This window comes from Pseudooceanicola nitratireducens, assembly GCF_900109195.1.
Lineage (GTDB): Bacteria > Pseudomonadota > Alphaproteobacteria > Rhodobacterales > Rhodobacteraceae > Pseudooceanicola > Pseudooceanicola nitratireducens.
The window spans coordinates 671,788-692,422 of sequence record NZ_FNZG01000001.1 but is presented as its reverse complement, the minus strand read 5'-3'; the positions used below and the strand labels follow the sequence as shown (position 1 = coordinate 692,422).

20 protein-coding genes, 1 pseudogene and 1 riboswitch are annotated in these 20,635 nt (G+C 66.0%); of the genes and pseudogenes, 7 read left to right on the top strand and 14 right to left on the bottom strand.

What is annotated here, in order from left to right; translation table 11 throughout:
- Positions 1–258 precede the first annotated feature (258 nt).
- On the top strand, positions 259–906 hold the full coding sequence (gene trhA, locus BMX99_RS03265) for a PAQR family membrane homeostasis protein TrhA (RefSeq protein WP_093447156.1): 648 nt from the start codon (positions 259–261) through the stop codon (positions 904–906).
- Between the two features lie 678 nt (positions 907–1,584).
- Here the strand turns inward: trhA and msrB are convergent.
- The 14 genes and pseudogenes from msrB to BMX99_RS03190 all read right to left on the bottom strand — a co-directional run bounded on the left by msrB (position 1,585) and on the right by BMX99_RS03190 (position 13,680).
- Positions 1,585–2,022, bottom strand: coding sequence for a peptide-methionine (R)-S-oxide reductase MsrB (msrB, locus tag BMX99_RS03255; RefSeq protein ID WP_244525594.1), 438 nt, complete (start codon positions 2,020–2,022; stop codon positions 1,585–1,587).
- 89 nt (positions 2,023–2,111) lie between these two features.
- On the bottom strand, positions 2,112–2,663 hold the full coding sequence (locus tag BMX99_RS03250; protein WP_093447149.1) for a fasciclin domain-containing protein: 552 nt from the start codon (positions 2,661–2,663) through the stop codon (positions 2,112–2,114).
- 265 nt (positions 2,664–2,928) lie between these two features.
- A complete protein-coding gene (locus BMX99_RS03245; RefSeq protein ID WP_093447146.1) occupies positions 2,929–3,435 on the bottom strand; it encodes a DUF3299 domain-containing protein in 507 nt (168 codons plus the stop codon).
- The gene (locus BMX99_RS03240) at positions 3,426–3,947 is read right to left on the bottom strand and encodes a DUF3299 domain-containing protein (RefSeq protein ID WP_244525595.1); all 522 of its coding nucleotides are present in this window, start codon (positions 3,945–3,947) and stop codon (positions 3,426–3,428) included. The genes BMX99_RS03245 and BMX99_RS03240 overlap by 10 nt, the downstream gene beginning before the upstream one ends.
- Positions 3,944–5,194 (bottom strand): annotated as a pseudogene (locus BMX99_RS03235) (ABC transporter permease). Before BMX99_RS03235 ends, BMX99_RS03240 begins: the two are co-directional and overlap by 4 nt.
- Complete coding sequence (locus BMX99_RS03230; RefSeq protein WP_093447143.1) at positions 5,191–5,883, bottom strand: ABC transporter ATP-binding protein; 693 nt, start codon at positions 5,881–5,883, stop codon at positions 5,191–5,193. Before BMX99_RS03230 ends, BMX99_RS03235 begins: the two are co-directional and overlap by 4 nt.
- A gap of 7 nt (positions 5,884–5,890) precedes the next feature.
- Positions 5,891–6,550 (bottom strand): zinc uptake protein ZrgA, encoded by a 660-nt coding sequence (gene zrgA / locus BMX99_RS03225; RefSeq protein WP_093447140.1) that lies wholly within the window; start codon positions 6,548–6,550, stop codon positions 5,891–5,893.
- A 41-nt stretch (positions 6,551–6,591) separates the two neighbouring features.
- Complete coding sequence (locus BMX99_RS03220) at positions 6,592–8,034, bottom strand: ABC transporter ATP-binding protein (protein ID WP_093447137.1); 1,443 nt, start codon at positions 8,032–8,034, stop codon at positions 6,592–6,594.
- Positions 8,031–8,843 carry an ABC transporter permease gene (locus tag BMX99_RS03215; protein WP_212632877.1) on the bottom strand — a complete coding sequence of 271 codons (813 nt, stop codon included), beginning with the start codon at positions 8,841–8,843 and terminating at the stop codon, positions 8,031–8,033. Before BMX99_RS03215 ends, BMX99_RS03220 begins: the two co-directional genes overlap by 4 nt.
- The gene (locus tag BMX99_RS03210; RefSeq protein WP_244525596.1) at positions 8,840–9,757 is read right to left on the bottom strand and encodes an ABC transporter permease; all 918 of its coding nucleotides are present in this window, start codon (positions 9,755–9,757) and stop codon (positions 8,840–8,842) included. The genes BMX99_RS03215 and BMX99_RS03210 overlap by 4 nt, the downstream gene beginning before the upstream one ends.
- Before the next feature lie 8 nt (positions 9,758–9,765).
- Positions 9,766–11,265: an ABC transporter substrate-binding protein gene (locus tag BMX99_RS03205; RefSeq protein ID WP_093447132.1), complete on the bottom strand. Its 1,500-nt coding sequence runs from the start codon at positions 11,263–11,265 to the stop codon at positions 9,766–9,768.
- Entirely contained in the window at positions 11,262–11,555 is a 294-nt protein-coding gene (locus tag BMX99_RS03200) for a DUF6525 family protein (protein ID WP_093447129.1), read from the bottom strand. The genes BMX99_RS03205 and BMX99_RS03200 overlap by 4 nt, the downstream gene beginning before the upstream one ends.
- A complete protein-coding gene (locus tag BMX99_RS03195) occupies positions 11,552–12,766 on the bottom strand; it encodes a GTP-binding protein (RefSeq protein WP_093447126.1) in 1,215 nt (404 codons plus the stop codon). Before BMX99_RS03195 ends, BMX99_RS03200 begins: the two co-directional genes overlap by 4 nt.
- On the bottom strand, positions 12,763–13,680 hold the full coding sequence (locus BMX99_RS03190) for an NAD(P)/FAD-dependent oxidoreductase (protein ID WP_093447123.1): 918 nt from the start codon (positions 13,678–13,680) through the stop codon (positions 12,763–12,765). The genes BMX99_RS03195 and BMX99_RS03190 overlap by 4 nt, the downstream gene beginning before the upstream one ends.
- Before the next feature lie 401 nt (positions 13,681–14,081).
- Positions 14,082–14,299, top strand: a riboswitch (cobalamin riboswitch).
- A gap of 145 nt (positions 14,300–14,444) precedes the next feature.
- Between BMX99_RS03190 and BMX99_RS03185 the strand changes: the two genes are divergently transcribed.
- From BMX99_RS03185 to BMX99_RS03160, 6 genes are read left to right on the top strand one after another with little or no spacing between them, the layout of a single operon-like run.
- Complete coding sequence (locus BMX99_RS03185; protein WP_093447120.1) at positions 14,445–16,319, top strand: TonB-dependent receptor plug domain-containing protein; 1,875 nt, start codon at positions 14,445–14,447, stop codon at positions 16,317–16,319.
- Positions 16,320–16,335: 16 nt separating this feature from the next.
- Complete coding sequence (locus BMX99_RS03180) at positions 16,336–17,217, top strand: ABC transporter substrate-binding protein (protein ID WP_244525597.1); 882 nt, start codon at positions 16,336–16,338, stop codon at positions 17,215–17,217.
- Entirely contained in the window at positions 17,214–18,197 is a 984-nt protein-coding gene (locus BMX99_RS03175; RefSeq protein WP_093447115.1) for a FecCD family ABC transporter permease, read from the top strand. Before BMX99_RS03180 ends, BMX99_RS03175 begins: the two co-directional genes overlap by 4 nt.
- Positions 18,194–18,943 (top strand): ABC transporter ATP-binding protein, encoded by a 750-nt coding sequence (locus BMX99_RS03170; protein ID WP_093447113.1) that lies wholly within the window; start codon positions 18,194–18,196, stop codon positions 18,941–18,943. The genes BMX99_RS03175 and BMX99_RS03170 overlap by 4 nt, the downstream gene beginning before the upstream one ends.
- Entirely contained in the window at positions 18,940–19,593 is a 654-nt protein-coding gene (locus tag BMX99_RS03165) for an adenosylcobinamide amidohydrolase (protein ID WP_093447111.1), read from the top strand. Before BMX99_RS03170 ends, BMX99_RS03165 begins: the two co-directional genes overlap by 4 nt.
- Entirely contained in the window at positions 19,586–20,617 is a 1,032-nt protein-coding gene (locus BMX99_RS03160; RefSeq protein WP_212632878.1) for a DUF6925 family protein, read from the top strand. The genes BMX99_RS03165 and BMX99_RS03160 overlap by 8 nt, the downstream gene beginning before the upstream one ends.
- Positions 20,618–20,635 lie beyond the last annotated feature (18 nt).

Below are 20,635 nucleotides of genomic sequence, written 5' to 3'. Positions count from 1 at the left end.
CCTCGACAACGCCCCCGCCCTTCAGCCAAGCTGGGCCCTGCCCACCGGTTGCAGGGTCAAGGAACCAAGTCACTGCTCTCTTGCCCAGGGCTTTGTTAACGTGCACGTGCCCCGCAAGACGGCGGGGCGCAGAAAGGTTCTGACAAACCCGCAGAACAGCGCGGTCAACTGTCTCAGCCCCAGGATGTGACGCGTCGAAACAATGGATATTCCGCGCGACCGGGTGTAGCGCATGTCAAACTCTGCCCCGGAACCAAGATGACAGACACGACATTTCCAAGCCCGGTCCATTCGCACCGCCATGCCGACCTTGCCGTCCATGCAATCGGATTTGTGGCGATCCTGACGGCCGGAGGATTGCTTGTTTACAAGTCGATCCTCGGCCTCGACCCCATGCTGGTTCTTGCCGTCCTGGTCTACGTGCTTTGCGCGCTGGCCTCCAACCTGGCATCCCTCGCCTATCACTTTTCCACCTGGCACCACCGTCGCAAACTGTTGCGGCGCATTGATCACGCCGCGATCTACCCCAGCATTTCGGGCACGTTCACACCGTTTTTCGTTTTGGCAGGCACGACATGGACCATGGCCCTGCTGTGGATCTGCTGGGGGCTGACGGTCCTGGCGGTCCGGAACAAGATCACGAACGAGACGGTGAAATCACGCTGGTCAACGGCATCCTACCTTGGGCTGGGTGCCATCGGGCTGAGCGCCCTGCCGGACCTGACCCACCTGCCTGTTGCGACATTGTGGTGCATCCTGGCCGGGTCCGCCGCCTATGTTGTCGGAACGGTGTTCTACGCCCGGAAATCCATGCCTTACCGGTATGCCGTCTGGCACAAATGGGTGAACATCGGCGGGGCGCTGATGTTTGCAGGCATCTGGATCGCCCTGTCCACCCAATGGTAGACTTTGTTGAGGCCGGGAATTCCTTGTTGCGCCCGGTGTGCTGAAGATCGGAACGGCATTTCCGCCGCCTCAAGTGAGAATTTTGAGCAGCCACCGCCACCTGCAACGATGCTGCGAAGACTCTCTCCGTCTTCGGTATCGTCACAGGTGACGCCCGTATTCTTTCACTGCATCAACGCGACGGGCGTATGACCAACGCGAAATGCGCCGAGCGCCTGAAGGTGAGAGAGACACCGTATCGGCGGCGGCCCGGGAAACCGGAAAGGGCTGGCGGTATTGGGGGGTATCAGGCCCGGCTCAATCGTAGAAATTTGGGTCTCGGGGTCATAGCCTTCGGTCAATCAAACTGCTCAGAGCCTGATCAGACGGCCACAGCCGAATTCCAACGCACAAGCAAGGCGACGTTCAAGATTTTTGCCTGCCTCGACACAATTGGCGAGGGCGTTTCCCGCTACCCGTAGTTGCACGCGATCTGGGCGACTTTGGCACCATCGTCAACGGCACACTGCGATGCTTGCCTGGCGTGACCAGTATCCGCTCCGACCTGTCGCTCAAAGAGATGAAGGCTTCCCGCAAACTGCCTGTGCGCAAGGGGGTGACGCCTCGCAACTCTCATCTGCCGAAGCCAACGCTCGCCAAGCACGCAGCGAATGGCCGCTGTCCGGCCAGGCGCCTTGTTCAGGTCCGAAAGACCAGACTGATACCGTTGAGGCAATGCCGTTTTCCGGTCGGCTGCGGTCCGTCGTCGAAGATGTGCCCCAAATGCGAGCCACAGCGGCGGCAGTGCACCTCGGTCCGGGTGGCGAAAAGGCTGTTGTCCGCTTTGGTCCCGACCGCGTTCGGCAGGCTTTGCCAGAAGCTGGGCCAACCGGTGCCGCTGTCATACTTGTGCTTCGAGCTATAAAGCGGCAACTCGCAGCCCTTGCAGTGATAGGTGCCGGCGCGTTTTTCCTTGTCCAGCGGGCTGGAATAGGCACGTTCCGTCCCCTCTTCACGCAGGACCTTGTATTCGGCATCCGAGAGCATCGCACGCCATTCCGCGCGGCTGCGCGTCACCTCGAACGGGCCTTCGGCGGCCCGAAGCGGGAATGCGGTGCAGGCAAGCAGTCCGGCCATCATTGATCGGCGTTTCATGGGACCTCCTGTAGCTGTGATGATGCTCTCTCCGCCGGGGCGGAGAGAGCGCTGGTCAACCTGTGCAAACGTTACTTGGGCACAAGGACCGAATTGACCACGTGGATCACGCCGTTCGACTGATCCACATCGGCCACCGTCACCTTGGCGGCATTGCCGCTTTCGTCGAAGATATAGACGTTGCCCTTCACGACCTTGGCCGAGAGAGCGTCGCCTGAGACGGCATTGAAATGGTAGAAACCGTCGCGGCTTTTCTTGGTCGCAGCAATGATATCAGCCGCCGACCAATCCCCCGCAACGACATGTGCAGTCAGCACCTTTTGCAGCATCGCCTTATTCTCGGGCTTCAGCAAGGTTTCAACCGTTCCAGCCGGCAGGGCGGCAAAGGCGTCGTTGACCGGCGCGAACACCGTGAACGGGCCCTCGCCCTGCAGCGTTTCCACCAGCTCTGCGGCCTGCACGGCGGCAACCAGCGTGGTGTGGATGGGCGAGTTCACGGCATTTTCGATGATGTTGCGCTCTTCCAGCATGGGCGCACCGCCGACGGTCGGGTTGGCGGCAAAAGTCGCCGTGGCCAAAGCGATAGCTGCGGTGGAAGCGGCAAAAAGTGTCTTGAAGGTCATGGTCAGTCTCCCTTGTGAAGCAAGACGTCTTTGCCTTGCGATACAGGAGACACGGGTCGATCCGGGTGGAAAGTTTCAAAACGCCACGATTTTTTTTGTCATAGATGACCCGGCGCGCTGTGGAGTGTGTAATTTCAGGCCGATACAGCCAAAGCTCAGATGGGCGGGTGCCCGAAACTGACGATCTGGCGCTGCGCAGCGAATGACCGCGCTTTGACCTTTGCGCACATTCGGCCGCGCCGGACAGAAAGCTTGGGGCAGAGCGCTACGCGCGGTAAGGCCGGATATCCTCGGCCGAAAGCGCATATCCGATCTCGGCCAATTGGGTCGAGGTAGAGGCCGTACCGAACATGCCGGTCACGGTCACCGCCTCGAACAGGCCCGCGCTTTCATAGGGCGTGCCCGTTGTGACAAAGACCAGCTGGTTCGCCGGAGGCGGCGGGACGTGCACGCAGGCGCCGACGTAGGGCACAAGGATGAAGGCCGTCACGCCAGTTCCCTTGTAGTCGATCGGAACGATGAACCCGGACAGCCGGACGATCTGACCGTTCCAGTCGGTGCGCATCCCGGTCGACATCGGCTGCCGCGCGGCCAGGCTGCTTTCATCGTGCGGCAAAAGGCCGGCAAGACTGCCGGGCAGGGACTGGTCGTCTGCGGGCAAAAGGTCCCGCCAATCCAGGTCGGTCACATCCTCGGCACTGGCGCGACCTGCCAGCCCGGTTGCAGCCAGGCCCAACAGGACGGCACGGCGGTCAGGTCGGATCAGTCCCATTTGTAGACCTCGATCTTTTCGGCGGCGATCTGATAGCCCACGTCCGCGATCTGCGTCGACATCGACTTGGCCGACAGCCGCCCCGAGACCCAGACAGCATCCCACATGGACTCGCTTGGCCAGGGTTTTTCGGTGGTCACGAAGACCAGCTGATTGGGGGGTGGCGGCGGCGTGTGGATGCAGGCTCCGACATAAGGCACCAACATGAAGCTGGTCACGCCGTCGGATGTCACATCAAACGGGATGATGTAGCCCGGCAGCTTCACAGGTTTGCCGTCCAGCCGGGTGTTCACCTTGCTGGCGTTGTCGTCGTATTCCGGAACCCAGGTGTCATTCACCGCGTCGATCTGGCCGGGGCCGATAATCTCTCCGTAGGGTACGCCCTTTGGGATCAGATCCTGCCAGGTGATTTCGCGGTACGGACTGGCCAGAGCGCGCCCCGGCATTGCGCTTGGAACGAGGGTCGCGGCAGCGAAGGCCATGAAGGCGCGTCTGGACGGATGCGGGGTCATATCCTCACCATCATGCCATCGGCAAGCGACAGGCGATAGGCCCTGAGGGCGGGCAGAAGGCTCGCCACCGCCGCCGCGGCGATCACACCTGCGAGAACGCTCAGCTCCCCAGCTGTCGGCGCCTCGATCGGCAGCCAGAGGCCGAAGGCGCTGTCGACCAGCGGCTGTGCGATCGCCAGACCGGCATAAAGCTGCGCCAGCCCAAGCACCGCGCCGATGGCCGCCATCAGCGCTGCTTCCAGTACCAGCAGGCCCAGGATCGTCGCGGGCCGCGCGCCCATTGCCCGCCAGATCGCCATTTCCCGCCGCCGTTCGTTCAGGGACGAGAAGATCATCGCCATCATCCCCAGAAGCGCTGTGACCACCACCATGGCCGAGACCCCGATCAGCGCGGTTTCGGCCACGCCGACGATCTGCCAAAGCTCCTGAAGCGCGACGCCTGGCAGGATCGCCAGAAGCGGTTCTTCGGGGTAGTCGTTGATCGACCGTTGCAGGCCGAAGATCTGGAGGCGCGATTTCACCCCAACCAGCGCGGCCGTCACCGCCGAGGGCGTCAGGTCCATCTGCCGGATCCGGTCGACCGGCGTGGTCTGACCGGGGATCTGTGCGCCGGATTTCCAGTCGACATGGATCGCCTCGATCGCCTCAAGGCTGACGATCACGGTGCGATCGACCGGGGTGCCGGTGCGCTCGATGATCCCGGCCACGCGGAAGGGCTGATCGTCGTGTTCGGTGAAGCTGGCCAGCCCATGGGACACGACGATCGGATCGCCGACGTTATAGCCAAGCGTCGCCGCGACCTCGGCCCCGATGACCGTATCGTATAGGTCATCCAGCCCCTGCCCCTGGCCTACGACAAGCGACCGACCGCCGCGATACTTGTAGTGGTCGAAAAAGGCCTGCGTCGTGCCCATCACCCGGAACTGCCGGTGGCTGTCCCCAAGCGAGATCGGGACGATCCAGTCGACCTCGGGCCGGGCGGCGATGTCCTGATAGCTTTCCTATGTCACGTTGTTCGTGGCGTTGCCGATCCGAAACACGGAATAAAGCAAAAGCTGAACCGACCCCGACCGCGCCCCGACGATCAGGTCGGTGCCCGAAATCGTGTCGGCAAAGCTGGCCCGCGCGCCGGTGCGCACCTTTTCAACGCCAAGGAACAGCGCGACGGACAGGGCGATGGCAAGGATCGTCATCCCCACGGTCAGCGCCCGCGCCAGCAGCGAGCGATAGGCAAGGCGCAGGATCATGCGGCCAGCCTTTCAGTCTTTGCGATGTCGGACAGATGCACGACACGATCAAACCGGGCACCCAGCCTCTCGTCATGGCTGACCATCAGCAGGGACGATCCTGTCGCGGCGATCCGGTCAAAAAGCAGGCCAAGGAACGTGTCCTGCGTCGCCGCATCCAGGGCCGAGGTCGGTTCATCCGCGACGATCAGCGGCGGTTGCCCGATCAGGGCGCGGGCCACGGCGACCCGCTGCTGCTGACCGACCGACAGACGCCCGGCGGTCATGCCGGTGATCCCCTCGGGCAGGCCGAGCGCCGCGCATAGGGTTGCGGCCTCGTCCCGCACCGCACGCTTGCGTCGTTCGGGCGCAAAGCGCAGCGGCAGCAGGATGTTGTCCGACACGCTGGCATAGGGCAGCAGGTTGAACTGCTGGAAGATCACGCCGATCCGTTCGGCGCGAAACCGATCCCGCGCCCCGGCGCGCAGGGTCGAGAGGTCGGTGCCGCCGACCGCGACCAGCCCGGTATCGGCGGTGACGATCCCGCAGATCAGCGACAGCAGGGTCGATTTCCCCGACCCGCTTTCGCCCAGAAGCAGGACGCTCTCGCCCTGCTCCATCCGGAACCCCGGCACCGACAGACCGAAGGACGCCCGCCCCGGCCAGCGGAAGCGGACGTCGCTAAGAGTCAGGGCCGGGCTTGCCGTCATGTCAGGATCACTCCAGCGTCAGCTCGGGGGCATCACGGGTGACCTCGGCCTGACCGGCACCGGTTTCGGTGACGAATTGCGCCTCGATCTCCTGCGCGTTTCCGAACCGGTCGAAGAACGGGAAGACAATCGTGGTCAGCGCGTCTTCGTCCTCGCAGGCGAAGGCATAGCTGACGTGGAATTCGCTGTGCTGGGCGTCGTCGGCGTGATCGTCATGCCCATCGTGGTCGTGGTCATCCTTGGCATGGTCTTCGGCATGATCGTGATCGTGGTCATGCCCTTCCCCGGCGTGCTCTTCGTGGTCATGCTTTTCGTGATCCCCCTCCATATGCGCGTCATCGTGGTCATGATCGCCGCCATGCAGATGTGCCAGCACTTCCGTCAGGCGACAGCCCGCGGCCTTCGGCAGGGTCACCACGTTATCGGGCGACAGGAAGGTGCGGATGGCGGCCTCGACGGCGTCCTTGTCCTTTGCGGTCGCCGCCGCGTATTCGAAGCCCACGATGTCCATGCCCGGTGCGTGGATGTTGATTTCGACCACGCCGTGTTCGACAGCGATTTCCGCCTTGGACACGCCATGCACATGGGCCTCCATTTCACGGCTGTCCTGCGCAACGGCAGGAAGGGCAAGGGTCGCGGCGGCAAGCGTCAGGAGGATCGGTTTCATGGTAGGTCCTTTTGAAGATGAGTGTTGAAGAAGTGTCGGCGTCATTGCAACGCCCCGACGACACGCGGGGCGGTCACATCCGCGTTTGCCGCAGCCGGTCCTAGCGACAGGACATGGTCCGCCGTCCGCGCCACCAGCGCCGGGTCGTGGCTGACCAGCATGATGGCGCAGCCCTCGGCCGTGGCGGTTTCGCAAAGCAGGTCGATCACCTGTTTCTGCGTGATCGGATCGAGGCGAGAGGTCGGTTCATCCGCAAAGATGACCTTGGGCCGGACCAGCAGAAGGCGCAGCAGGGCCAGACGTTGCAACTCTCCGCCCGACACGGCGCCGGGTCTGCGGGTCAGCAGCGCAGGGGCCAGCCCAAGGCGCGGCATCAGCGTGTCGATCCGGGTCTCGGGCTGGCCGTGGCGGCGGGCGACGTCGGCAAGCGTGCGGCCAAGGGTCTGGTGGCGGGGAAAGGCCGCGACCGGATCCTGATAGAGCTTCTGGAATGCCGTGGCGGTCAGACCTGCGGCCTTCTCCACACGCCCCGCGGAAGCACCGGTCAGCCCCAGCACCACGTCGCCAAGCGTGGACTTGCCACAGCCGGACGGTCCGGTGATGCCCAGGATGCGACCCTCGGTCAGGTCAAAGGACAGGTCCGAGAACAGGCGCGTTCCACCCCGCTCGGCCGCCAGGCCCGTCGCGGTCAGTATGGGCAGCCCCGCCGCCGCCGGTTTTCGCGGGGCCCAGTTTTCCGGATCGGCCGCGATCAGGTCGCGGGTATAGGCCTGCGTCGGCGCGCTCATCACGGAGGCGGTCGCGCCGGCCTCAACCACGCGGCCTTCGCGCAGGACGATCATCTGCCCGCCAATACGCCGCGCCAGCGCCAGATCATGGGTGATGACAAGCAGCCCGCCACCCCGCGCCAGTTCGGCAAGCAGCAGGTCGGCCACCTCATCCCGCCGCGCGGCGTCCAGCCCCTTGGTAGGTTCATCGGCGATGACGATCCGCGCGCCCCCGGCCCGCGCGGCGGCAATGGCCACGCGCTGCGCCATGCCTCCCGAGAGCTCGTGCGGATAGCGCTGCCCTGCCCCGGTCAGGCCAAGGTGGTTCAGGTCGCTGGCCGCCTGTGCCTGCGCCTCAGCCGCCCCCAGACCACGCACCAGATGATGCGCCTCGGTGACCTGCCGTTCGGCCCGCATCAGCGGATCGAGCGAAAGCCAGGGCTCCTGCGGGAGGACTGCGATCTGACGCCCCCAGAGTGGCCGGAAGCCACCCGGCCGAGCCGCATCCAACAGGTGATCGCCCAAAGCCACCCTGCCCCGCGCCGTCAGGTCGCGCGGCAGGGTGCCCATGATGGCCTGCGCCAGAAGCGATTTCCCAGACCCGGTTTCGCCCAGGATGACCAGCGGCTCTCCGGGTTCCAGATGCAGCGATACGGGGTGCAGGATCGGCGTGCCACCCTGCGATACGGTGATATCTTCGGCTTTCAGAAGGCTCATGTCTCGCGGCTCCCCGCCAATAGGGTCAGGCCCAGAAGCAGGGCGAAGGTGGCGATCACGGGCGACAGCAGCGCCATCGGCGCCTCGCGCCAGTAGGGCAGCAGTTCGACCATCATCAGGCCCAGTTCCGGTGTCGGAGCCCGCATACCCACATGCACGAAGCCAAGCGCGGCGATGACCATGATCGCGGTTGCGGTGCCGAAGGCGGCGGCCGTCAGCATCATGGGCGCGATTTCCGGCCAGATGTGGGTGCGGAAGACGTAGGTAGGTCCGAAGCCCAGCAGCCGCGTTGCCTGCACGGCGGGCGATGCCAGGACTTCATGCGTTGCCGCACGGCTCAGGCGGAAGAACTCGACCCACAGCACCAGCGACAGTCCGGCCCAGAAGCCAAGCGCCGTGCCGGGCACGATGGCCAGCACGATCAGCACAAGCAGCAGCCCCGGCAGCGCCAGCAATGCGTCTGCCAGAGTGGTCAGGATGCGGTCGGTCCAGCCGCCACGCGCCGCCGCCCAGGTGCCCAGGACCAGCCCGCCAAGCCCGGCGGTCAGCACCGCCGCGATGGCGATGGCGGGCGACAGGCGCAGGGCATGGGCCAGCCGGTGAAAGATCGACCGGCCAAGGTGGTCATAGCCAAGCGGCGCCCCCGGTTCAGCCCCCGACAGCGCCTTCATCAGCGATTGCGCAAAGGGATCGCCCGGCACGGCAAGTGGCCCGATCAGGGAAAAGATCAGCACGGCGGCGACCAGAACGCCCCCCGTGCAGCGTGTGGCATGGCCCGCGGGGCGCGGGATCATCACGACGTCGGTCATGCGGCCCTCCTTGGATCGATGCGCTGCGTGACAAGGTCGATGAGAGTGTTGATCAGCACAAAGCTTAGCCCCAGGCACAGCGCCGTGCCCTGCACCATCGGCACATCGCGCGAGAAGATCGCGTGCACCAGCGCATGACCGATGCCGGGCCAGCCAAAGACGGCCTCGACCACCACGACGCCCTCGACAAGCGTGACGAATTGCAGCCCGAGATAGGTCAGCAGCGGGACCGAGACATTGCGCAGCCCGTGCCGCCACAGCGTCTGACGCGGGCTAAGCCCCATCCATTGGGCAAAGCTGTAGAAGGGCATCGCGCCGATCCGCGCCATGGCGTCCCGCGCGATCCTTGCGTTGACGGCGGCCAGCCCAAGCGCCAGCGCCAGGGCGGGCAGGATGAAGTGCCGCGCCTCGCCATGCCCGGCGGCGGGCAGCAGGCGGAACTGCACCGACAGGATCAGGATGAGGATCAGCGCCATCAGGAACTGCGGCACCGCCTTCAGCCCCGTCGAGACAACCAGAAGCACGCGGTCAAGCACGCCTCCGGGTCGCAACCCGGCAAGGATACCCAGGGGCGGCCCAAGGATCAGCGACAATAGCACCGCGACCCCGGCCAGCGCCATCGACGCGCCCAGCTGATGCCCGATCTCTTCAATCACCGGCTGGCCGGTGACCAGCGACGTGCCGAAATCCAGCCGCAACAGATCGCCCAGCCAGCCCAGGAAAGCGGGCAGCGCCGGACCGCCCAGCCCCAGTTCATCGCGCACCGCATCGGCGGCCGCGGTGTCGACATTGTCGTAGCCATAGCGCCCGGCGGCGATCCGATAGGCCGCATCGCCTGGCAGGGCGCGCATCATGGCAAACGTGGCGGCCCCGATCAGGACCGCCACCATCAGGGCCTGAATGGCCCGTGTCATCAACGTGTTCATTGTGCGAGCTTCAGATCTTGCAGGCCGAAGGTCCGTTCCCACGGGTCGATCACCGCGCCTTCGACGCCCTTGGCCACGGCCAGCGTCTGGCGATACCAGGCAATCGGGATGATCGGCAGTTCGGTTTGCAGGATCTCGGCGATGCGTTTCTGGGCCTCGAGACCACCGTCGCCGCGACCGACGCTGCGGGCCAATGCGATGATCTCGTCATTCTGCCAGCCCATGGCACCCCAGTCGCCGGTCGGCGCATAGTCGGACAGCACCGTGCCGACGGGGGTCGGGATCAGGCCAAAGTTCCGCGCGATCAGACCCAGGTCGAGCGATCCGTCCTGATGGCCCGAGCTGATTTCGGAGGAATTGGTGGTGTTGATCGTCAGCTCCACCCCGATGGCGCGGAACTGCTGTTCCAGCACAGATGCCACCAGCGGCAGTTCGGGGCGGTCGGGATAGGTGGTCAGGGTCAGGGCAAAGCGTTCGCCATCCCGGGTGAGGATGCCGTCGCTGCCTGCGGTCCAGCCCAGATCGGCCAGCAGCGCCCTGGCGGCCTCGGGGTCGTAGGCCAGCGGGGCCAGGTTCGCGTCATGCCAGTCCCCAACCGATGGCGGAAACAGCTGCGTTGCGCCTTCGGGATAGCGCAGGACGGCCTTGGCGATGCCCTCGCGGTCGATGGACAGCGACAGGGCCTGCCGGGCCTCGGGCTCGGACAGGGCGGGATGGCTGGCGTTCACCTTCATCAGCAGCGTGCGCGGAATGGCGACGGAATGCACGGTGGCCGCGTCCGACATATCCAGACGCGCGACCGAGGCCGGGTCGAGGCCAAAGACAAAATCCGCCTCACCGGATTCGGCCATCAGCGCACGGGTCTCGACCCGGCTGACGGCGGCATAGCTGACGTTCGGCACATGCGGCGCGTTGCCCCAATAGTCGGCGAAGGCTTCAGCCTTCAGACGCAGCGGCGGGGCCAGATCGGTGATCCGGTAAGGCCCGGTGCCGATGACCTGAACCCCTGCGCCATCCGCTCCATAGGCGGCGGGGGCCAGGATCTGTGCGCTGTAGTGGGCAAGGTAGGCCGGCAGCGCGGCAAAGGGTTCGGACAGGGTGATGACAACGGCCCCCTCGCCGGCTTCGATCGCGGTCACAGGCGTCTTGGCCAGCGGACCGGGCTTGCCGCGCGCGATGGTCAGGGCGTTTGCAACCGCATCGGGTGTCACTGCGGTGCCGTCGTGGAACAGGCCGCCGTCGCGCAGGGTGAAGGTCCAGGTCAGACCGTCCTCGGACGCGGCCCAGTCGGTGGCAAGGCCCGGCACCAGCACGCCGGCGGGATCGGCATTGGTCAGCGTCTCGGCCACGCCCATGCGCGTGAAGATATAGCCCGAGGTCGAGGGCTCGGCCGACTGGATTTCGAACTGCGCGACAACGTCCAGCGTGTCGTCGGCCAGCACCGGCGTGGCCGAGGTGACAAGGGCGGCGGCAAGGACTGCCAGGGTGTGTTTCATCGATTGTATTCCTGATGATTGGCAAGGGATGCGGGGCTTGGGGCGGATAGCGAAAGCCGGTCGCGGGACAGGGTTTTCTGTTCGGCCCGGGTCAGCCGGGCAAGAATATCGTCGGGGCTTGCGCCCTCGGCCCGGGCCTTGACCCAGATCCGGCGGCACGAGGCGGGCGACCAGGGCAGCGCGGCCTGCGCCATCCAGGCGCGCAGGGGACGCGGCAATGCGTCGTAGGCCTGCATCGGATCGGCCGGCCTGCGGCGACGACGAAGGGTGGTGGCGACGTTGCGCCTCATGCTGCCGCCTTCCTCCAAACCGGGAAGGGATCGGGCAGGTCCGGCAGGGCATCCGGGCCGGGCGCGATGTTCTCGGGCACCAGCGCCGCATCCAGCCGGGCCTTCAGCCATGGCCAGTCGATGCCCGCGCCGATGAACACGATCTCCTGCCGCCGGTCGCCCCAGGGCTCCTGCCAGTGCTGCGCAAGATACGCCCGGGCCCCGTCGTGATCGGGGTGCCGGTCGCGTGGAACGGTGGCCCACCACTGGCCAAGCGGCGTGACCGAAGACAGCGCTCCGGCCAGCGAAAACTCGGCCACCCAGTCAGGCCGGGTCGCGATCCAGAAATGCCCCTTGGCACGGATCACGCCCGGCAGATCGCCGTTCAGGACCTCCATGACCTTGGACGGGTCGAACGGCTGACGCGCGCGATAGACGAATGAGGTGACGCCGTATTCCTCGGTCTCGGGCACGTGGTCGGCAAAGCCGTAAAGCTCTTTCGCCCACGTGGGATGTTCGTGTGCGCGTTCGAAATCGAAGAGGCCGGTGTTCAGGATCGTATCCGCCGGAACGTCCGATCGATCCGTTTCGATGATCCGGGCGTCGGCGTTGAGGCTGCGGATGATCTTGCGCGCCGCATCTACCTTCTCGGGGCCAGCGTCGGTGACCTTGTTCAGGATGACCACATCGGCGAACTCGATCTGATCGGTCAGCAGGTGGACCAGCGTGCGCTCGTCCTCCTCTCCCATGGTTTCGCCCCGGTCGTGCAGGAAATCGTGACTGGCATAGTCGTTCAGCAGGTTCACCGCATCGACCACCGTCACCATCGTGTCGAGACGCGCGACATCCGACAGGCTTTCGCCCGCCTCATCCCGGAAATCGAAGGTGGCGGCGACGGGCAGCGGCTCGGATATCCCGGTGGATTCGATCAGCAGATAGTCAAACCGTCCTTCCCCGGCCAGTTTCCGGACCTCTTGCAGCAGGTCGTCGCGCAGGGTGCAGCAGATGCAGCCGTTCGACATCTCGACCAGTGTTTCGTCCGTGCGTGACAGTTCGGTATCCGCGCGGACGAGGTCGGCGTCGATGTTCACCTCGGACATGTCATTGACGATGACGGCGACGCGGCGTCCGTCGCGGTTGTTCAGGACGCGGTTCAGCAGGGTCGTCTTGCCCGCGCCCAGAAAACCGGACAGGACGGTGACGGGAAGGCGGGGGTCAGCGGCGGTCGTCATGCGGCCTCCTTTTCAAGTGCTGGAATGAAATCGGGGAAGAGAAGCGACTGGTGGCAGCCCGTACCGGCGCGGGCTCCGTCACCGACGGCGAAGTTGACGTTCCACATCGGCGTGGCGAGGTCGCCGGCGGCGAACACACCGGGCACGTCGGTTTGCTGCATCGGGCCTGTGCGGACGTAGGGGCCCATGGGCCCGTCGGCCAGCCCGACGCCCAGGGCGTCCGATGGCGTGTCCGACAGATCGACCCGCGGGGCCACGAAAAGGGCGGCGACATCCATGTCTGGCCCCTCGACGAAGGCAATCTTCAGGGTGTTAGCCCCGCCCACGCGCTGCGGGATGCGGTCATCGACCCGGATGCCGGCACCCTGAAGGGCCGCCTTGTCCAGACCTTCAACTCCATTGCGCAGAAGGGTGACGTCATCGCTCCAATCCGCGCGCAGCATATGGGCCTGATGGGCCACCATCGGCCCCGCGGCGAGAACGGCAAGCGGGCGGTTTCTGACCTCGTAGCCGTGGCAATAGGGGCAATGCAGGACAGTGCGCCCCCAGGCCTCCGACAGGCCGGGCAGATCGGGCAAGATATCGCGCACCCCGTGTGCCAGGATGATCCGGCGGGCCTCGACCTGGTCGGATTGATCCAGGGTGACCTGAAACGCGTCGATGCGGCCCGAGATGCCGTTGACCCGATCCCGAAGGATGCCGACCGTCGGATAGCCCGCCAGATCCGCGCGAAACCGGTCCAGGATGTCGGCGGGGGGCACACCGTCCCAGCCCGGCACGCCATGCGCGGCAGGAGACGTCCGGTTCCGGGGCTGGCCCGCATCCACGACAAGGACCGAGCGGCTGGCCCGGGCCAGTTGCAGCGCAGCGCTGAGGCCGGCAAAGGCCCCTCCGATGACGATGGCATCGATCATGGCAATTGTCCTCCTGTCCCGGTCGCAAGAGCGCCGGGTTTGTGGGGTGTGGGGTCGGATCAGGTGGCGGCACGCCTGTCGTGCAGACGCGCAGGGCTGAGCCCGCTCTGGTTATGTTATAACGTATCGATACTGTTATCTTGTAACACAAACGCTGCGCAACCCCGATTCTCGCACCCGGCATCTTTCCGGGCGGCAAGGCCGGTGTTCCGACCGCCCCGCCGTCCTGTTCGGGATGATGCAGACCGGCCCCAAATCCTTGGCTTCACGGGGTCCGCCCCCCTACCCGCGCCCGGTTTGTCCTTTGCTCAGAAGCGGTTCAGCCCCACTGCAATTCCGCACTTGCCCAGACGTTGTCGCGCCCGGAGAAATCCGCGCTTGCCGCCGCCGCATGCCGTCGATAGCTTCCGCACTGCTTCGGTCCGGACGTTCGCGCGTCTGGTGAAAAGGGAACGCGGTGCGGGTTCAGGCCCAATTCCGCGACTGCCCCCGCAACTGTAAGCGGAGAGCGAAGCCGGACAACGTCACTGTCCCTGCCCCGAACATGAGGGCTGGATGGGAAGACCCGGCCAAGCATTGACCCGCAAGTCAGGAGACCTGCCGACGCCGATCACCTTGTCCGGACGCGGGGCGCGTTCGAGGCTGCGGACCTTTCCGTCGTGGTGGCATCTCAACGCCGGCGGCGGGGCATTTCCCTTCCATCGGTATCTTTTGCATTGCCATGCGGGTCCCGTGTTTTGCGGGGTCGCAGGGAAGGGACAGATATGACCAAGACCATCCCGGCCGCTTTCGCGGCCCTTTCCGCTGTTGCCCTGTCGGCACCGGCGCACGCGCAAGACACCGTTACGTTGTCTCCGATCATCATTTCGGGCGGGCTGACCCCGATCGAAGCCGCACGCTATGGCCGGGCCGCGTCCGTGATCACCGCGCAAGAGATCGAAGAGCGCGGCATCCTGTCGGTGCAGGACGCGCTGCGTGCCGTGCCGGGTGTTTCCGTGAACGGCACCGGCCACAGCTCTACCCAGGTCAGGATCCGGGGTGGTGAAGGCAACCACACGCTGATCCTGATCGACGGGGTCGAGGCCGCGGGTGGTGACGGCGAATACATCCTGACCGGTCTGGAAACCGCCAACATCGAGCGGATCGAGGTGCTGCGCGGGCCGCAGTCGGTCTACTACGGCTCCAACGCCTCGGCCGGGGTGGTGAACATCATCACCAAGAAGGGCACGGGCGGGTTCGAATACGGCGGCAGCGCGGAATACGGCGCGGGCTGGATGGCTTCGGGGTTTGTTGCCTTCCGCGACGATCGCGGCGGGCTGTCGCTTGGTGCGACCAAGCGGGACGACGAAGGCTGGGACTACTCCGGCGCGGACGGAGAAAAGGATGGCATCACCCGCCAGACCCTGACCCTTGCCGGGGATTACGAGGTGGCTAAGGGGCTGACGCTTGGCTTCACCTACCGCACATCCGAAGAGCGGTACGATTATGACAACACCAACAGCGGCGCGACGGCCCCGTCTGGCTATGTCGTGGACGACCCCAGCCAGTTCAGCAACCGTGACGAAAAGACGATGCAGGTCTATGCCGAATACGAAACCCTGGGCGGGCGGCTGACAGGACGGCTGTCCCATGAACGCACGGAAAATGCCCAGGGCTACAACGGCTTCACCCCGACCGTGACCAAGGGCGAGGCCACCAAGCTGCGCCTGTCCTACGGTCTGGATGGCGCGGTGTCCGAAGGTGGCCACATCCTAAGCCTGCTGGCCGAACGTGAGGCGGACAGCGCGTCCTCGAACCCGGTCTATGCGCGGAAGAACGACTCTCTTGCGCTGGAATACCGGGGCAGCTTTGACAGTGGGTTGGATCTGCAACTTGGCGCCCGCTATGACGACAACTCGGTCTTCGGGGACAGCGTGACCTGGAACGCCGCAGTGTCCTATCAGATGGACAGCGGCGTGCGGCTGCATGCCTCGGCCGGGACCGGGGTGGTCAACCCCAGCTATTCGGAACTGTATTCAAATTCGACCTGGAGCGGGATCACCTATCTGGGCAATCCGGCGCTGAACCCCGAACGCAACCGGTCCTTCGACATCGGGGTCGAGGTTCCCTTTGCCGAAGGGCGCGGCCTCGTGGATGTGACCTATTTCAACGAAACCCTGACCGACGAAATCACATCCGTGCAGACGGGGCCGACGACCTACAGCTATGCCAACCAGGCCGGCGACAGCAAACGTCAGGGCATCGAGATCTCGGGCCGCTTTGCCGCGACCGAGGATCTGGACCTGCGGTTCGGCTATACCTATCTGGACGCGACCAACCCCAATGGCTCGGTCGAGGTGCGCCGCCCCAAGCATGAACTGGCGCTTGGCGCGACCCTGACCACCTTTGGCGGGCGCGGCACCCTTTCGGCGGATGCACGTTATGTCGCGGGCAATTTCGACACGCGGTACTTCGGGTCCTATGCCACGGCACAGCTGCCGGACTATTGGGCAGTCGATGTGGCGGCCAGCTATGAGGTCAACGCGAACCTGCGTCTGACGGCCCGGGTCGAGAACCTTTTCGACACGGCCTATTCCGACAGCTGGGGCTACGCATCGCGCGGCCGCACGGTCTATGTTGGGCTAAGCTCCAGCTTCTGAGGTTAGGATGGGCAGGATGGGCAGGATAGGCACCCTACTGGCGGCTCTGACCGCGATGATCGCCCTGGCCGGACCGGCGTCCGCCCAGGGTCACGCGGCCCCGATGGAGCCCTCGGCGGTGCCCCTGCCCGTCCAACCGCAGCGGGTCGTTTCGATGAACCTCTGCACTGATCAGCTGGCGATGATGCTGGCCGCGCCGGGCCAGTTGTTGTCGGTCAGCCACCTGGCCGCCGACCCGCGCGGGTCAGCCATGGCCGAGGACGCCAAGGCCTATCGCATCAATCGCGGGTTGGCCGAGGAGATCTGGCTGATGCAGCCCGATCTGGTCATCGCGGGCAGCTTTTCGACCCGCGCAACGGTGGACATGCTGCGCCGGCTGGGCGTTCGGGTCGTGATCCTGCGCCCGGCCTATGGGTTGGACGACATTCCCGACCGGCTGCGCGAGATGGGCACAGCCCTTGGGCGCATGGACGCTGCCGAAGCGGCGGTGACCGATTTCAACACCCGCCTCACCGCCCTGCGTGATGAGGTCGCCCGCCGCCCGCGCGCGGCGCTGTATTACGCCAACGGCTATACCTCGGGCGATAAGACCCTGGCCGGAGAGATCATCGCCACCGCCGGGTTCACCAATATCGCGGCCGAGGCCGGGCTGCCCTCGGGCGGGCATCTGCCGCTTGAGGTTCTGGCGATGGCACAGCCCGAGGCGGTGATCACCGGCCGCCCCTACCCCGGTGCGTCACGATCCGAAGAGGTTCTGGATCATCCCGCCGTTCAGGCGCTGCGCAATACCTCGGTCGGGGCCGTGCTGACGGATCGCGACTGGATCTGCGGCACCCCGCACGTGCTGCGGGCGATTGACGACATGCGAAACACCCGCCGCCGGATGGAGGCCGAATGAAACCCCTGATGCTGATCCTCGTGCCACTGATCGTGGTGCTTTGCCTTTCCTCGCTGGTCATCGGACCGGCGGGCGTGGGTCCCGTGGAAAGCCTGCGCGCCCTTGTTGCCGGCGATGAGGGCCCGCTGACTTTGGTGATGCGCGAAATCCGCCTGCCCCGCATGATCCTGGCCGTGGCCATCGGCGCATCGCTCGGGCTGGCGGGGGCGGCGATGCAGGGCTATCTGCGCAATCCGCTGGCGGAACCGGGGCTGATCGGGGTGTCCGGCTCGGCGGCGCTTGGTGCGGTTCTGTCGATCCAGACCGGGCTCTCGGCCGCCTTTGCGCTGGCGCTGCCGTTCTCGGCCCTGGCAGGGGCCGTCATCGCGGTCCTGTTGCTGCTGGCGCTGGCCGGGCCACGCGGCGGGTCGCTGACACTGATCCTTGCGGGGATCGCGATTTCCGCCATGGCCGGGGCGCTGACCTCGCTTGTGCTGAACCTCTCGCCCAACCCCTTTGCCGCAAACGAAATCGTCTTCTGGATGATGGGGTCGCTGACTGACCGGTCGATGCTGCATGTCTGGCTGGCCCTGCCGATCATGGTGGTCGGCTGGGCGCTTCTTCTGCCGCTGGCCCGCCCGCTTGAGGCGCTGACCCTGGGCGAAGATGCCGCCGCCTCCATGGGGATCAACCTTGTCCGGCTGCGCTGGCAAGTGGTTCTGGGTACGGCCTGTGTCGTCGGCGCGGGCACGGCGGTGGCCGGGGCCATCGGATTCATCGGGCTGATCGTACCGCATGTGCTGCGCCCCCTGGTCGGCGCGCGGCCCGGGCCCTTGCTGATCACCTCGGCGCTAGGCGGGGCGGCGATGCTGCTGGCCGCCGATATCGCGGTTCGAGTCGTGCTGCCGGGGCGTGACCTGAAGCTTGGCGTGCTGACCGCCCTGGTTGGCGCGCCCTTCTTCCTGCACCTGGTCTGGCGCACGGGGAGGACCCCGGTATGAGCCTTCTGTCGGTCAAGAACCTGTCCGTCACGCTGCGCGGTCGGCCTGTCCTGCGCGATGTCTCTTTCGACGTTGGCCAGGGGGAACTGGTCGGGCTGATCGGCCCCAATGGCGCGGGCAAATCGACCCTGATGCGCGCGGCGCTTGGGCTGATCCCCTCTCAGGGCGCATCCAGCCTGGCTGCCCTGCCCCGCGTTCTGCGCGCGCGGCAGGCGGCGTGGATGCCGCAATCGCGCGAAATCGCCTGGGCCCTGTCGGTCGAGGCGCTGGTGACCCTGGGCCGTATGCCCCATGGCCAGCGCGGAACCGTGGCCGACCGGGCTGCGGTGGACGCCGCGATCGCGCGGATGGACCTTGACCCGTTCCGCAACCGCACCGCGACGCGTCTTTCGGGCGGCGAACAGGCCCGCGCGCTGATCGCCCGGGCCCTGGCGCAGGAAACACCCCTTTTGATGGCGGATGAGCCGATCGCCGGGCTGGATCCGGAACATCAGATCGCAACGCTTGACACCTTTGCGGGCCTTGCCCGCGACGGCCATGGGGTGATCCTGTCGCTGCATGATCTGGGCCTTGCCGCCCGCCATTGCACCCGGCTGATCCTGCTGGTCAAGGGCGGGATACTGGCCGACGGCCCGCCGGCGCAGGTGCTGACCGACGACCTTATGGCCCGCGCCTTTCACATCCGGGCCTTTCACGCCGACACGCCCGACGGCCCCGTGTTCCAGCCGACGCAGGTGATCCGATGACGGTCGTGCATTCCGCGCCCTGGCTGGATTTCGACCTCGGGGCCGAGATGCAGGTGCTGAGCCATGCGCCGCATCGGCCCGGGTTCGTCACCGCCCGCCGGATCCTGTGGCGCGAGGTTCGCAATGCCGATCTGCCGCCCCGCCTTGATGCGCGCGACTGGCTGGCGCAGCAGCTGGCCGGGCGCGGTGCCACGGATGCCGTCTGTTTCCTGACCTCGCGCAGCATCGCATCGCATGTGCAAAGGGACGCCCAGGCCGGAACAACCCGCGCCATCGCGGTTGCCACCGTGGGGCTTTCGAATGCCGAACGGGTTGGCACGCGGCTGGACCGCAGCGCGCAGTCCTGGGGCACGATCAACATTGCCGTCCGTCTGAACCGGGGCCTGACCACCGAGGCGATGATCGAGGCGCTGACCATCATCGCCCAGGCCCGGACCGCCGCCGTGATCGACGCAGGCGTCGACCTGCCGACGGGCCGCGCAACCGGCACGGGCACCGACTGCATCGCCATGGCCGCGCCCCGCGGACCGGCGGATTACACAGGCCTGCACACCGACATAGGAGAGGCCATCGGCCACGCCACCTATGCCGCCGTTCTGGCGGGCGCGCGCGACTGGATTATCGACAACCGGCGACGGCAGTATGCCTGATGGACACCCCAAAGAAACATCCCATGAACTGGGCAAGGTGATCCTGACCGCGCTGAATGACCGGCAGACCGGCTGGTCCATGGGGTCCTTCGGTGCGATTGCCGAATTCCACCAGGTCGAAGGGGACCCCGGTGCGCTTTGGCCCGACGTCTTCACGCGGGTCACCGATCGCGGCGGCGTGGCCTTTACCGATCTGACGGACTGCACGGCGGTGGCCTATGAAACCCTTAGCCCGAAGCCCGACAGATGGGGGCAAAGCGTTGCGCTGTGCCTGCCCGAGGCGGCGGCGCGCATGTCACGCCACAAGGTCCTGACCGCGCTTGGGCCGGATCATGGTGCGCTGCTGCCGGAACATCGCGGTGCGATGCTGTTCGACATGGGGCTTGACCAGCCTCAGGTCGATTTCTGCATCCGCACCGATGACCCGCAGTTGATCGACGTCCTGACACAGGCCGAGGGACAGTCGCTGTTCACGCCAGGCAACCCCGCGATGCCCGCAATCCTGGCCGCCCATCCTCACCGTATCGCCGTGACCCGCATCGGCCGGGTCGAGGTGTTCCAGAAAATCGGCGGGCCGGACACGGGCGGCAAATCCCCCGTCGGGCCGCACACCCATATCCTGCCGAAACTCATGGCGACGGGACGAACACATTCCGCCAACACGCCGATCCCGGACGGGCTGGTGCCAGTCGCGGGTCTGCATCCGGCAAGCGCGCTTTCGGATCAGCTGGGTCGGGACAAGCCCTGGGATCCCGCGGCCTTTGCCGCGTTCCAGGCGCTGTTCCGGGACTGGGCCCCCTCCGGGCAGGCCGAGCTGAAGGCGCTGGTGCGGGATCTGATCGCAGCGGGCAGTCAACCCGATGTCTTTGCCCCGCCCCCGGGGCGGCACATGCGGGCCGCCGTGCGGATCGCCATCCGTCAGGCCGCGCGTGAGGACGGAGAGACGCCGACCCTGAGCGCCTGGCGCGCCCTTTTCGACGGGGCTGCCAAGCCCGAGGATCTTCCACCCGAACATCCGGCGTGATGCGGCAGGCACTGGCCG

Coding starts and splice junctions, on each gene's coding strand:
- trhA (WP_093447156.1), top strand. CDS start 259: ATGACAGACACGACATTTCCAAGCCCGGTCCATTCGCACCGCCATGCC.
- msrB (WP_244525594.1), bottom strand. CDS start 2,022: ATGGCCGGACTGCTTGCCTGCACCGCATTCCCGCTTCGGGCCGCCGAA.
- BMX99_RS03250 (WP_093447149.1), bottom strand. CDS start 2,663: ATGACCTTCAAGACACTTTTTGCCGCTTCCACCGCAGCTATCGCTTTG.
- BMX99_RS03245 (WP_093447146.1), bottom strand. CDS start 3,435: ATGGGACTGATCCGACCTGACCGCCGTGCCGTCCTGTTGGGCCTGGCT.
- BMX99_RS03240 (WP_244525595.1), bottom strand. CDS start 3,947: ATGACCCCGCATCCGTCCAGACGCGCCTTCATGGCCTTCGCTGCCGCG.
- BMX99_RS03230 (WP_093447143.1), bottom strand. CDS start 5,883: ATGACGGCAAGCCCGGCCCTGACTCTTAGCGACGTCCGCTTCCGCTGG.
- zrgA (WP_093447140.1), bottom strand. CDS start 6,550: ATGAAACCGATCCTCCTGACGCTTGCCGCCGCGACCCTTGCCCTTCCT.
- BMX99_RS03220 (WP_093447137.1), bottom strand. CDS start 8,034: ATGAGCCTTCTGAAAGCCGAAGATATCACCGTATCGCAGGGTGGCACG.
- BMX99_RS03215 (WP_212632877.1), bottom strand. CDS start 8,843: ATGACCGACGTCGTGATGATCCCGCGCCCCGCGGGCCATGCCACACGC.
- BMX99_RS03210 (WP_244525596.1), bottom strand. CDS start 9,757: ATGACACGGGCCATTCAGGCCCTGATGGTGGCGGTCCTGATCGGGGCC.
- BMX99_RS03205 (WP_093447132.1), bottom strand. CDS start 11,265: ATGAAACACACCCTGGCAGTCCTTGCCGCCGCCCTTGTCACCTCGGCC.
- BMX99_RS03200 (WP_093447129.1), bottom strand. CDS start 11,555: ATGAGGCGCAACGTCGCCACCACCCTTCGTCGTCGCCGCAGGCCGGCC.
- BMX99_RS03195 (WP_093447126.1), bottom strand. CDS start 12,766: ATGACGACCGCCGCTGACCCCCGCCTTCCCGTCACCGTCCTGTCCGGT.
- BMX99_RS03190 (WP_093447123.1), bottom strand. CDS start 13,680: ATGATCGATGCCATCGTCATCGGAGGGGCCTTTGCCGGCCTCAGCGCT.
- BMX99_RS03185 (WP_093447120.1), top strand. CDS start 14,445: ATGACCAAGACCATCCCGGCCGCTTTCGCGGCCCTTTCCGCTGTTGCC.
- BMX99_RS03180 (WP_244525597.1), top strand. CDS start 16,336: ATGGGCAGGATAGGCACCCTACTGGCGGCTCTGACCGCGATGATCGCC.
- BMX99_RS03175 (WP_093447115.1), top strand. CDS start 17,214: ATGAAACCCCTGATGCTGATCCTCGTGCCACTGATCGTGGTGCTTTGC.
- BMX99_RS03170 (WP_093447113.1), top strand. CDS start 18,194: ATGAGCCTTCTGTCGGTCAAGAACCTGTCCGTCACGCTGCGCGGTCGG.
- BMX99_RS03165 (WP_093447111.1), top strand. CDS start 18,940: ATGACGGTCGTGCATTCCGCGCCCTGGCTGGATTTCGACCTCGGGGCC.
- BMX99_RS03160 (WP_212632878.1), top strand. CDS start 19,586: ATGCCTGATGGACACCCCAAAGAAACATCCCATGAACTGGGCAAGGTG.